At 57.5% G+C, this 13,054-nt stretch carries 10 protein-coding genes and 1 pseudogene; all 11 read right to left on the reverse strand.

What is annotated here, in order from left to right; translation table 11 throughout:
• Positions 1-344: 344 nt before the first annotated feature.
• The gene (locus tag AC0WRY_RS36165) at positions 345-971 is read right to left on the reverse strand and encodes a UPF0149 family protein (protein WP_232995571.1); all 627 of its coding nucleotides are present in this window, start codon (positions 969-971) and stop codon (positions 345-347) included.
• A complete protein-coding gene (gene tnpC / locus AC0WRY_RS36170; protein WP_128929539.1) occupies positions 968-2,527 on the reverse strand; it encodes an IS66 family transposase in 1,560 nt (519 codons plus the stop codon). The genes AC0WRY_RS36165 and tnpC overlap by 4 nt, the downstream gene beginning before the upstream one ends.
• A 50-nt stretch (positions 2,528-2,577) precedes the next feature.
• Positions 2,578-2,932: pseudogene (tnpB, locus tag AC0WRY_RS36175) on the reverse strand (IS66 family insertion sequence element accessory protein TnpB).
• On the reverse strand, positions 2,929-3,402 hold the full coding sequence (gene tnpA, locus AC0WRY_RS36180; RefSeq protein ID WP_128929538.1) for an IS66-like element accessory protein TnpA: 474 nt from the start codon (positions 3,400-3,402) through the stop codon (positions 2,929-2,931). The pseudogene tnpB and the gene tnpA overlap by 4 nt, the downstream one beginning before the upstream one ends.
• A gap of 350 nt (positions 3,403-3,752) precedes the next feature.
• Positions 3,753-5,876, reverse strand: coding sequence for a hydantoinase/oxoprolinase family protein (locus AC0WRY_RS36185; protein WP_128929537.1), 2,124 nt, complete (start codon positions 5,874-5,876; stop codon positions 3,753-3,755).
• A 17-nt stretch (positions 5,877-5,893) separates the two neighbouring features.
• A complete protein-coding gene (locus AC0WRY_RS36190) occupies positions 5,894-7,489 on the reverse strand; it encodes a hydantoinase B/oxoprolinase family protein (RefSeq protein ID WP_128929536.1) in 1,596 nt (531 codons plus the stop codon).
• Positions 7,490-7,727: 238 nt separating this feature from the next.
• Complete coding sequence (locus AC0WRY_RS36195) at positions 7,728-8,663, reverse strand: LysR substrate-binding domain-containing protein (RefSeq protein ID WP_128929535.1); 936 nt, start codon at positions 8,661-8,663, stop codon at positions 7,728-7,730.
• 199 nt (positions 8,664-8,862) lie between these two features.
• Positions 8,863-10,212 carry an LLM class flavin-dependent oxidoreductase gene (locus AC0WRY_RS36200; RefSeq protein ID WP_128929534.1) on the reverse strand — a complete coding sequence of 450 codons (1,350 nt, stop codon included), beginning with the start codon at positions 10,210-10,212 and terminating at the stop codon, positions 8,863-8,865.
• 45 nt (positions 10,213-10,257) lie between these two features.
• Complete coding sequence (locus tag AC0WRY_RS36205; protein ID WP_128929533.1) at positions 10,258-11,025, reverse strand: amino acid ABC transporter ATP-binding protein; 768 nt, start codon at positions 11,023-11,025, stop codon at positions 10,258-10,260.
• Entirely contained in the window at positions 11,022-11,912 is an 891-nt protein-coding gene (locus AC0WRY_RS36210; protein ID WP_128955168.1) for an amino acid ABC transporter permease, read from the reverse strand. The genes AC0WRY_RS36205 and AC0WRY_RS36210 overlap by 4 nt, the downstream gene beginning before the upstream one ends.
• Positions 11,909-12,784 (reverse strand): ABC transporter substrate-binding protein, encoded by an 876-nt coding sequence (locus tag AC0WRY_RS36215; protein WP_128929531.1) that lies wholly within the window; start codon positions 12,782-12,784, stop codon positions 11,909-11,911. Before AC0WRY_RS36215 ends, AC0WRY_RS36210 begins: the two co-directional genes overlap by 4 nt.
• Between the last annotated feature and the right edge of the window lie 270 nt (positions 12,785-13,054).

The following is a 13,054-nucleotide window of genomic DNA, read 5'->3' on the forward strand; positions in this document are numbered from 1 at the left end:
AGTTGCACCAAACTCGCATGTTCCGCGCGCGGCGCGCAGCGCGCTGATTGCCATTGACCGTTGATTATACTCCTACCAACGCCACTCATCCGTGGTCACGGGCGCCTCAAATGCCAGCTGTGTTAGGCAGCCCGGTGGTCTCCAACGGTCACGATGACCAGGCGACGATGCTTCGGAGTCCCCTACGCAGAATCCGTTCATCCTCGAGCCAAGCCGCTCTCAAACCGCGACGGTAGCCATTCACTCCTCAGAAAAAAGGAGCGCCGACCTCTGAGGCTGGCGGCCGAGTTCGGGAGGGACGCACAGAAGGGCGTAACCGGTATGAGCTCCCACGTCTGCAGTGATCAGCCTGTGCGAGCGTAGCGGGTCGGCATCCAGTACTGACGCATGGCCTCGACGACGTCCGGAATGTCGGCATGGGCGTTGCGCAGGAATTCCTCGGTCTCGCGGCCTTTCCTTGGTGGTCCAAGCAGTGGACGCCCTTGATCGTCGACGCAATGCAGCAGGATGGGCAGGAGCAAGCCGTGGTGTATGTTGCTGACGTCGAGCAGTGGGCCCCAGGCTGATAGTCGCAACCGCATGGCGGCATGGAATCCCTGACACCACGGCCGCGCATCAACGTCGCCATTCGGCTTGCGGCCATGGACCGGTGCGAACCGATGTGGTGCGGTGGAAAGAACATTACTGATGTCGTTGTGGCGCAGCGCGACGGCCGAAATCGCGGCGAACTCCGGCGTGCCGCCATGGTTGAATGCGTCGGCGTCGATGGCGAGCAGCGGACAGATCCAGTCGAGCGGACTCATCGACACCGGCCCGGCCACGATCGCGGCGACATAGCCGTCGAGCATGGGAAGACTGGTGGCGACGGGATGCTGCTCGGCACGAGCCTGTAGCCAAGGCTCAAGTTCGTCGAGCGGCATCGCGGCTGCCGCCATCGATGATGAAGATGATGAACGGCGGCGGCGGGTCATGCGGCCACCCGTGCGCTGAGCTCGCGGGTCGCCTTCCAGTTCCAGGGGAGAAGTTCGTGCAGCTGGTGGCTCTTGGTCTGACCGGAGACGATGCGCTCCAGCACATCGGCCAGATAGGCCTGCGGATCGAGTTCGTGGAGCTTTGCCGTATTGACCAGCGACGCAAGGATTGCCCAGCTCTCGGCGCCGCCCTCGCTGCCGCTGAACAATGAGTTACGGCGCCCCATCGCAATCGGGCGCATTGAACGCTCGACGGTGTTGCTGTCGACCTCGACGCGGCCATCGCGGAGAAATAGCGTCAGTCCGTCCCAGTGATTGAGCGTATAGTTGATGGCCTCCACTAGCTTCGATTGGGAGAACAGGTGGTCGAGCATCGAGGTCAGTCGCGCCTTCAGCACCTCCATCAGCGGTGCGGACCTGGTGCGGCGGGCGGCAAGCCGCTGTTCGGCGCTCAAGCCACGGATCTCGGCCTCGATGGCGTAGACCGCTTGCAGGCGCTCGATCACTTCGTGAGCGAACGGCGACTGCATCGTCTTGTACACCTCGACGAATTTGCGTCGGGCATGCGCGAGACAAAAAGCCAGCTGGATCGCCCCGCCTTGACCGCGGGCAAGCGCTTTGTAGGCGGCATAGCCATCCACCTGCAGAATGCCGGAGAAGCCGGCCAATTGCCCGGCGATCTCCTCGGTGCCGCGGCCATCCGCAAACACATAGGCGACCGCCGGCGGCGATGGGCCACCCCATGGGCGATCATCCATCGCATGCGCCCAGAACTGGCAGATACGAGTGCGATGTCGTCCGGGATCGAGCACCGGCATCGGCGTCTCGTCGCAGAACAGCCGCGGCGAAGCCTGGATCGTCCGCAGCTGAAGCTCATAAAGACTCTTAAGCCACCATGCCGCACGCTTCACCCAGCCGGCGAGCGTCGCGCGGTCGAGATGAAGGCCCTGACCGGCCAGGATCTGCACCTGGCGGTACAGCGGCAGATACCAGGCGAACTTCGAGATCACCACGTGAGCCACGAGTGCCGTCGATGCCATGCCGCTGTCGATCAGACGCGGCAGCACCTTCGCCTGCACCACGCCGTCGGTGCAGCCGCGGCAGGCGTATTTGGGACGAATCGTGCGCAGTACCCGCAGGATCGCCGGGATCACGTCCAGTACCTCGCTCACATCCTCGCCGATCCGGTGCAGAAGGCCCTGGCAGCACGGGCACGCTGTCGTGTCTGGCTCGAGCACCTGCTCGCAGCGAGGCAAATGCTTGGGTAGCGCGCCGATGTTGCGCCTCGCCTTCTTGCGCGGCTTCCCAGCCGGCTTCGTCGCAGGCAAATCGTCGTTGGCTGGCGCAGGTGATGTGACGCCAGTCGCGAGATCGTCCAGTTCGAGCGCGAGCTGCTCGGCCACGATCGCCGCCAGCCGCTCTGAGCGCTTGCCGAAGATCATCTCCTTCAGCGTCTGCATCGCCACACGTAGCTTCTCGTTCTCGGCGTCAAGCGCGAGCACCATCTCGGCCAGAGCCGCTGCATCGGTCGGAAGAGCTTCGGGACGAATCGCCATGATCGAACGATATATCCGCCCATCACAGGCTCCAGCAAAATCTTCGCCTCTCAGCCGACAACGGCCGGCTGCTTCACAGGCTTGTGTGAAACACGCGTCCACTCAAGTCCGTCGAGCAGCATCGCGAGTTGTGTCGCACTCAGATGCACCACGCCGTCGCGGACCGGCGGCCAGGTGAAGTGTCCCTGGTGCAGCCACTTCGTCACCAGCACCATGCCGCTACCATCCCATGCCAGAAGCTTCACTCTGTCCGCGCGCTTGCTGCGGAACACGAAGATGTCGCCGCAATACGAGGTTCGCGTGCAACGCTTCGCTCACCAGCGCCGACAGCGTGTGCACCGACTTGCGAAAGTCGACTGGCTGTGCCGCCAGCACCACCTTGAGGTCAGACCGTAATGCAATCAACGGATGCCCCGAAGCGCCGATAGCACTGTCGAAAGCGTCGCCAGCTCCACTCCGGGCTCGACCCGGATGCGTGCCCCGCCCAGCTCGATCTCGATCATTCCGCCAAGCTTGCCTGGAGCCGATGCCATCTGCGGCGGCACCTTATGCGCGCACGCTAACCGGTCCGACTCGTCTGCCGTCGCCGGACCGCTCTCGGAAGCGATCCGGACCGGCACGAAGCCTGGCGCCTGAAAGCTCACTGCCGTCGCGAACTTGCGCCGCCACACCGTCAGCAACCCACGGACAACGCCATGGCGCCGAGCGACCTCGGAAATATTGGCCCCTTCCTCGAAGCTCTCGGCCACGATCCGAGCCTTCTCTTCAGCCGTCCAGCGCCGTCGTCGACGCTGCCCTGTGATCACCTCGATCCGACGATAGGAGCCGCTTTCCTGCCTGGCATCAAGCCTGGCTTCATGCATGGCATCTGCCATAGCCCACCTCCAAAAAACAGTTCATGCCAGGCTGTATCGCAGCTCATTCGCGCGATGCCCAGGTGGGGGGCTCATGCCGGTTACAGAAGGGCAACGGTAGAAAACCGTTCTACCGCACAACACCGCCGATCGATCGGCGGATCGTGCTCGACACCTCCTGGCTCGCGCGTTGCCGCCCGGTGGTGTCGCTAGAGCATGCATACGAACGCGACTGAGGGGGCGAGTATGATCGTTTCCATCCGAGAGCTTGCCTCGCGCCTTGGTTGACTTCGAGATCCGAAGGCCTCCCGGCATGACATCCTGCGGCGCCACGCGACTGCCGTGACGTGACAGGCCTGCATATTAGAGCCCTACGCCCCGATTTCGGTGGCGTGCTCTGCTACTGGAACGGTAACACTGTCACCATCATCCCTGAGCTGAACAATGACATTGCCAGAGGCGTCCAACGTCATGCGGCTCCCGCGCGGCACAACTAGTGTTGATGATTGCTCATCCAAAAGGGCCGGGCCTTCGATCGATCCTGCAATCCCGAGTTCCGATCGTCGAAGAACTGGGACTTTAACCCAAGCGCGAGTTGCATCATCATACACGGGTCGATAGCGAGATCCCTCCGAGCGAGGAGGGTCTTCCATCCGACCAAGTTTCGCGGGTTCTCGTACTTCTTTCAGGGTTACACGGATGTTCATAATCTCAAGATCAAGATCGGGTATGATATCGCCGAAGATACCTTTATAGGTCTGGATGAACGCAGCGCGAATAGTTTCACGTTCGCTCTCGCTGTAGGGTCCAACGGGCAGTCCTGTTACCAGCTCCGACCCTTGGCCCACAAAGCGAATGTCGGCGCGGCGCTCCATCTGAAGTGTACTGTGCGGAGATCTGGCCTGCGCAATCACGCGCCTTGTGTCGTCTTCCAGGCGCCTGAAGGCTGCTTCGAGTTTCTCGATTTCCATCGATCCCAGCAGGGCGCCAAGCGTTCTCGAGCGATCAACACGCGCGGGTGCAATCAACAAGCCGAGTGCCGACGCGACGCCAGCATTCGGCGGACAGATAACCTGTTTGATGCCGAGACGTCTGGCGACGTCACAACCGTGCATCGGGCCGCCACCGCCCGTCACGATGAGCTTGTACTTAGTTATATCGTGGCCTCGCTCAGCAACATGGACACGCGCGGCGGCTGCCATCGTCTCGTTAACAATGGCCTGAATGCCATTCGCCACTTTGATGAATGGCATCTCTATGGCGTGCCCGACGCCTGTGAGCGCCGCCTCTGCAGCTCCGCGGCGCAAAACCATAGTGCCACCGGCAAAGTTATCAACGTCAATCGCCCCCGAAACAACGTTTGCATCGGTAACCGTTGGCGCAGTTCCGCCGTTCGGGTAGCAGGCGGGGCCAGGTCGCGATCCCGCACTTTGCGGCCCCACCTTGAGCATTCCTAGCTCATCAACATGTGCGATGCTCCCGCCGCCCGCACCGATTTCGATAAGCTCAACAGTCGAGATGTTCACCGGCAATCCGCTTCCTGGGGCGAACCGCTTCTGGCGAGCCGCTTCAAACTGATACGCGATCAGGGGCTCGCCGTTCTCAATCACGCCAAGCTTTGCAGTTGTCCCGCCCATGTCGAAGGCAAGCACATTGTCAAATCCGGAGCGTTTGCCGAAATACGCGGCCACCAATGTGCCAGCAGCCGGCCCCGACTCCAACAGTTCGATCGGCGTACGGCGCGCTTCCTCGATATGCGTCAATCCGCCGTTTGAGAGCATCATGAAAAGTGCTCCTGGTATTCCAAAGGCCTTTAGCTGCACCTCGAGTTCACGCAAATATTTGTCTGCAATGGGCTTGATATACGCGTTCGCGGCGGTCGTTGACGTTCGTTCGTACTCCCGGATTTGTGGGCAGACCTCGGACGAGATCGACAGTTGGACTTGTGGGAAATGCCGCTCGATTAGGCTCTTGGCTCGCAGTTCATTTGTCCCATTGGCATATGAATGCAAGAATGAAACTGCCAGCGAAGTGACGCCCCTGTCGAGCAGCCGGCGTGTTTTTATTAGAAGTTCGTCTTCGTTGAGTGGATGCTGGATGTGCCCGTTGAACAAGGTGCGTTCATTAACTTCAACGCGATCATCCTGCTCAATCAATGGTTTTGGCAATTTCAGAAATAGATCATACAGATCGTATTTAAACTCCCGCTGTAAGTCGAGCGTATCCCTAAAGCCGCTCGTTGTGATCAATCCGGTCCTTGCGCCACGACGCTCGATGAGAGCGTTAGTGAACAACGTTGTCGCATGGACCACGCGACCAATCTGATCGGGATCGGTGCCGCTGGCGTTAACGACCTGCTTTACGCCGGCGAGGGCTCCAATTGTTGGATCATGGGGCGTCGTCAGCTCCTTGTGTGCGACAACGCGACCATCATCAGTGCAATAGAGGACAATGTCGGTGAACGTGCCGCCAATATCGATACCAAGCGAGTACATATCGGATCTAACCCTTCTTATACAAAATCTTTGGCGCCATCGGCTTCGGCCAGCGCTTCCTGAGCGCGGATCGGAACACCAAATCCGCCAGCGCCAGGTGTGCGCAGCAGAACGCGGGCACCAAAGTCGATAGTGTGTTGTATCTTGGGATCAACCCGAACGGTGTTGATCTGGATCTCACCGGCAGCGCCGGGATCGCCGCCTGCTAAGCCATTCGCCACAGCTTCTGGCTTAGTTCGTTCAGCCATAAAGGAAATTATGGTAGGCCCTTTATTTAGATTCTCGAAGAGAAACTCCTGCCCAGCCCCCCCTGTGAACCGACCGCTGCCCGCTGTCCGCGATCGGATTCGGCGGTGGCAAATTCTGATCGGCGCGGTTCGTTCCAGCACCTCGACGGGCGTGGAGGAAATGTTGCTCGGCCAAGACAACACGCTTGCGCCGTCCGAGGCCGCGCTGGCCCCATAGCCTCCGTTCAGGAAGAATAAGTTAGCGAAAGTCTTTCCATCCTCTTTGACGCCGGCCAGGTTTACGCACCAGAGAGGTGAGCCGACGTCGGAGATGACTCTCTCCGGCACGACTTGTGACAGCGCACGCAAGACCATCGCCGGCAGGAAATGTCCGATAAGTGCGCGTGCCCCGCCCGCTGCGGGCGGCTTTGAATTAAGAATTGAGCCAAGAGGTGCATGAATATTGAGCGGTTCCAACGCACCGTCATTGTTTGGCGTGTCGGGCGTAAGAACGGCTTTGATTCCATAGGCAGTGTATGCCGTCGTATAAGCAGCGCAGACGTTGATGGAGCGCTGCACTTGAGGATCTGTACCTCGGTAATCAACCTCGATTTCATCACCATGAACTTTAAGCGCCATCCGCAACACGATGCTATTTTCAAATCCATCGCTGACGGCGGTGGCATGATAGACGCCATCCGGTATTGCGGAAATCGCACGCCGCATCGCGGCTTCCGTCCGACCGCGGATCTGTTGAGACACTTCGGAGAATGAACGGAGCTCCCACTCCTTTAGCAAAGAAATGAGGCGCACCTCCATCAGATGCAGTGCAGAAAACTGCGCATAAAGGTCGCCTACCGTCTGATCTGGCGTACGAACGTTCTGGCGAAGCAGGCTTTCAAATGTGCGGTTCATTCGACCCGCCTCAACCACCTTCATCATTGGGATTTGGAATCCCTCCTCGTACACCTCGCGTGCATCGGCAGAACGGATGCGTCCACCAATGTCAGGAGCGTGCGTGACCGACCCAGCGAACGCAACAATATTGCCATTCAAGAAAATGGGCTTGGCTACCGTGATATCGGGCAGATGGCCGGTGCCAAGCCAGACATCGTTGGTGATCAGGATATCGCCCTCGGAGAGGGTCTCATGTGGAAACTGTTTGAGAAAGCCACGAACCGTCCGCGGAACGGTACCGATAAAGGATGGAATGCTGTTAGCGGGTTGCGCTAACGAGCGTCCTTCGGCATCCATGAGAACGCACGCAAAATCATTAGACTCGCGAACGACGGATGAGAAGGAGGTACGCAGCAGCGTCGTAGCGGCCTCTTCAGTCAGAGAAATCAGCCTTCGCCAAATCAATTCAAGCTGGATTGCATCAAGCACGTGTCAGTCTCCTTGGAGCGCCCGCGGCCTTGCCCTACGGTCTTGCACTCGCCCACGAAGCGCTGCGCGACAGTCGCACCAGCTCGGGCATTCTGCGGGACATTAAGTCAGGCTAAACGCGTCAGCCAATTCTTCTTGCTGCACGCTCTATACGCGGGTGATATAGCATTGGGATTGTTTGGCGGGCACGTCGGCCCGCGAGAGTTGCCTAGCTCGATCCGAAATCCCGCTAGGGGGCTTACTCCGTGCAGTCGCCGCACTTCACGACATGGGGGTCGTTGTGCAGGAACGTTTCCTTCAAGCTACGCGTGAAACGCTGCGACAGCGATGACTTCACAAGATGTCCCGGAAAGATTGCGAACATCTTAACCGAGATTCTCGGCGAAATACGAACAAATCGAACGTTATCGGAAATAAGCGGTTTGATGTAGGGACTTACGACGCCGATGCCAAGGTCGGCGGCGGCGAGCGAACAGAGGATCGCCGAATAGGTGACCTCGATCTCGGACGAGGGTTTCACGCCGTGCTGCGCGAGTGTCTGACGCCACAAATCACTTAGATCGTCTCCACGATTGAGAGTGAGCAGCGTTGCCTCTTGAAAATCAGAGACCGCAACCTCCTTCTTCGAAGCAAGCGGGCTGTTTGCGCAGACCGCACATAGGGCCTCAGATTCGTCACACACCTCGATTTCGAACTCTCCTGTTCGGAAATGAGCTCCGCTCGTCGTCAGGCCAACATCATAAATGCCATTGAGGAGCCCGTCTCTGATCTGCAGCGACCCTCCCGTCTGAAGGTTGATGCTCACACCGGGGCTAGACTGCCGGAATGCCTTCATGATCGTTGGAATAACGCCCATAGCCAGGGACGGAGTGGCAGCGATGCGCAATAGGCCGGTGCCGGATGACCTGATACTTTCAGCGGCTTGCTGTATCGTTTCCAAGCCAAGATAGTGCTTTTGGACGATTTCAAAGAGCATTTTGGCTTCAGGGGTTGGAACCAAACGGCCCCGTCGATAATCGAACAGTCGAAATTTCACAGCGTCTTGCGCTTGCGCCAACAGCCGGCTCACCGACGGTTGCGTTGTATTTAGAATTTCGGCTGCGGCAAGCGTTGTCCCACATTGCATCATAGCCCGAAACGCATCGATCTCGCGGGAACTGAGCGCTCTAGCCATATGCCGCCCAAACAAATTTACATTTTAGATGCATAAGCCCGATTCGAATAAATCAAATGGTATTCTCGGCCATGCGTCAAGTCGTTCGACGGATGAACTTCAGCTCCCACAATAAGAAAGGCCGCGGCGCTTTGTTGCACCGCGGCCCTTTTGTATGCGCATTGAAAGGCTCGACAAAGGCGGCGCGCCACGAGATCTCTTATGGAACGCCTGTAGCTGGACGTTTCGTATTGACGTTTTTGGGATAGCGTAACCCGAGGTTTTCGCGAAGTGTCTTGCCGCGGTAGCTTTTGCGCATAAGTCCGCGTTCCTGGAGCACGGGGACTACCATCGACACAAAATCTTCCAGGCAGGTCGGCATGTAAGGGAACGTTATCATAAACCCATCTCCAGCTTCATTGTCGATCCAACGTTCCATCTCGTCGGCGATCTGGCTTGGAGTGCCACAGAAAATCTCGAATCCGCGTTCGTAGCGCTGTGCAATCTCCCTTAGCGTGAATTTACGCGATCGGATCATGTCCGCAAGTATATTGAAATAACCCTGATGAAGGTTTGAGGAAGTCGGGATCATCTGTTCGGGAACGAGTTCGTCCAGTGGCAGCTTCGACAGGTCGACTTCAAGGTCCGTACTGACATACGCGACCTTGGCTTCAATCGGCATCACACTGTTTAGTAGGCGAAGCTTTTCCTTCGCTTCTGCTTCGGTTGAACCGACCATCGCGCGGAAGCCGGCGAGTACCTTAAGTTCGGAAGGATCACGGCGGTACTTCGCCATCCTGCTTTTGATATCCTTGTAGAGGGACGCAGCCTCCTCAAGAGTTGCGCCCGTTCCGAAGACGACCTCAGCGGTTTCTGCGGCAAATTCCCTACCCACCGAGGACGCGCCCGCCTGGATAATGACGGGTTGCCCCTGCGGAGCACGTGCAATATTGAGTCCGCCTTGTACCTTGAAATGTTTCCCTTCGTATCGAACGTGGTGAAATCGGTTCGGATCGAAGTTCATAGCTCTTGCCTTGTCGAAGATGAAGGCATCATCGTCCCAAGTATCCCAGTAAGCTCGGACCACCTCCAGGGCTTCTCTGGCTCTGGCATAGCGCTCGTCGTGTGGCGGCATCGTCTTATAGCCATAGTTGCGGCATGAATACTGGTTTGCAGTCGTCACAACGTTCCACGCTGCTCGCCCTCCCGAAAGGTGATCGAGCGATGCGAATTGCCGGGCGATATTAAACGGCTCAGTGAAGCTCGCAGATACCGTGGCGCCGAGGCCAAGCTCTTCTGTGCTCGCAGCTAGCGCAGAGAGAAGCGTCAAGGGCTCAAGTACGTTTTGCCCGCGTGGCCATTGCGCCATTGCGTGGAGATTGTCGACATCAACGCCCGGACTGTCCGCTAGAAACATCAGATCGAAGCGGCCTGCTTCACATAGCTTTGCGAGCTCTGTGTAGTACTGAAGACTCAACGCCTTCTTTGGATCCGTATCTGGATGGCGCCACGCGGCACTTGCGCTACCGGCTGCATGTATGAGTGCGGCGAAAGCGATTTCCTTTGCCATTTCGTTCCTCAATTCCTCTCTGGTCGTATGTAGAGATGCTGCGTGTTAATCGAGCACCGCCGAAATGAACTCTTTGGTCCTTGCGCCCTTGGGGTGCATAAGAACCTCTCGGGCAGTGCCTTCTTCTGCGATTTGGCCTTGTTCCATAAAGATCACGCGATCTGCGACCTCGCTCGCAAATCCAAGTTCGTGCGTAACGACCACCATAGTCATGCCGGTGCGTGCCAATTCCTTCATCGCCGCGAGGACTTCGGCAACGAGTTCAGGATCGAGTGCAGATGTCGGCTCGTCGAAGAGCATAAGGCGCGGGTGCATAGCCATAGCCCGCGCGATGGCCACACGTTGTTGCTGGCCGCCAGACAGGCTGGAAGGGTACGCGTTACGCTTCTCGGATAAGCCTACGCGTGCTAGGAGGGCTTCCGCCTCACAAACGACGTCAGCCTTATTGCGCTTTAAGACACGCACGGGTCCCTCAATGACATTGTCAAGAGCAGTCATATGGGGAAAGAGATTAAATCGTTGAAACACCATCGCGGTCTTCGTCCGCTGGCGGGCGAGTTCCGCACCGCCTAGTGGCCGCAATTGCGACCCCACTTGGCGATAGCCCACGATTTCGTCGTCTATCCAGATATGTCCTGAGTCGACGGAAACCAGTTGATTAATACATCTCAAGAGCGTCGTTTTGCCTGAGCCTGATGAGCCGATCAAACACACTACTTCATTGGGCATGACGTCGAGGGAGACGCCGTCCAGAACTTGTAGATTTCCATACCGCTTCTTAACTCTTCTCATTGAGAGCAAAGGCTTGGTCATCGGACCCTCACGACAGATGTTCCCCGCGCGAACCGCCATTCGAGCAGCAACTGAAGCGGCGTGAGAATGGAGACAGCGAGGAGATACCAAGCGCCTGCTACGATCAGTAGCTCAATCACGCGCTGATTGACGAAGTACACGTTCTGTGCGCTGTAAAGTAAATCGGTGTACTGGATCACGCTGGCGAGTGACGTCATTTTTACCATTCCAATAAACTCGTTACCAATCGGCGGAACTATCACGCGCATTGCTTGAGGTAGGACGATTCTCCAGAGCGCGTGTAGACGGGTCATGCCAATCGACTGTGCCGCTTCGTGCTGGCCCGCATCAACCGAGAGGATTCCGGCGCGAATGACCTCCGAGGTATAGGCACCCTGATTGATGCCAAGGCCAAGCAGCGCGGCCCAAAAGGGCGTGATGACATCGACAGTCGGGGCCGTCCACAGACCGGGAATGCCGATGACTGGGATGATTAAGGCTAGATTATACCAAATCAGAAGCTGGAGGATTACCGGCGTCCCGCGAAAGAACCATTGGTAGCCAAATGCGACGATGACTAGGAGCGGATTATCCGACATTCGCATAATCGAGATAGCCAAGCCGAGCGCGACACCGACAATCATCGCCAGCACGGACAAGATCATCGTATGCCAGAAGCCCGCGAGAATTGTAGGCGCCGCTAAGTATTTGGCAACAACGTTCCATTCGATCTGCGCGTTAGCGAAGGCCCTTACAATAAGGACCAACAGACCAAGAACTAGTACGCCCATTATCCAGCGGCCGACGTAACGCGGCGGCACGATCTCGACCAACGACAGATCGGGCCGTGAAAAGAGAGTGGAGGAACCGCTGCTCGATCGTACAGGCTTGTTTGACACCGCGCTCATTTTCGCGGTTCCGAATTTAGATATACTTCCGAAATAGCGAGTTTGCTCAACTGATATCTAGCCAGGATCTTTGCATAAGTGCCGTCCTTAATCATCGCATCCAGAGCGTCGGCGATCGCGTCACGCAGCGCGACATCGCCCTTACGCACACCAATTGCCTTGAATTCTGGCGCGAAGGGCTCGCCGATCGTCTTGTAAAGGCCTTTGGACTCCGCAATCATGTAAGGAACCTCGACGAAGCCCTGCAGTGCTGCATCAATTCGGCCTTGCGTTAGCTGCAGCCGCGTATCTGGCGTTGATTCGGTGCCAATCAACTTCACAGCCGGCATTCCCTTCTGAACGCAGTCCGACTCGCTCTTTGCAAGCATCACTTTGTACCAAACAGTGGACCGAATGGCGCCGGCCCGCTTACCGCAAAGATCGGACAACTCCTTTAGCTGAGAATTGGAAAGTGCGTAGACCTGATAGAAATCCCTGAAGTAATCGACCATCTCCATAATGGAATGACGTTCAGGGAGGTCGCTAAGTCCACCCATGATGATATCGATCCGACCGGTCTGCAGTGACGGGATGTACTGCGCAAATAGCATTTCATTGAATTCGGCCTTGACGCCCAAACGTGCTGCGATTTCCCGGCCAATATCTACATTCATCCCTCTGAATTCGCCCGTCTCCGGATCCTTGAACTGCAGCGGTGGCAATGCATTGCTGAGACCCATGCGCAGGACTCCCGCCGTTTTGACTGCGTCGGGCACCTGGATCTCTGCTGCACTCACTACCCTCCAGGAGGCAATGGAAAGCCCTACAATTGCTGATAGGGCAACAACTTTCGCGATTTGACTGGTGAACCCGTTTACTCGCCACGGTCCCATCTATTTCTCCTCCCTATTGGTAGCCCTTGCCTTCAGGGGCACGTGTTTCACTCGGCCGCGTGCTGTTGAGGGTAGGAAATTAGACCTCAATGACGCGGCACCGACGTCTTCCATTGGCCAGCACGGCAAACCGCGAAGCGTGCTTGGGCTCGACACGGGAAGCTGGGCGGCAGTTTCGCAACTCGTAAAGTGTTGCTTTCCTGCCGCCACAGCTCGACGGTGCTAATTAGCAACGCTAAGGGGCGGGCTATTTTGGATCAAATTCATTCT

The sequence above is a fragment of the Bradyrhizobium sp. T-12 genome, from assembly GCF_058314695.1.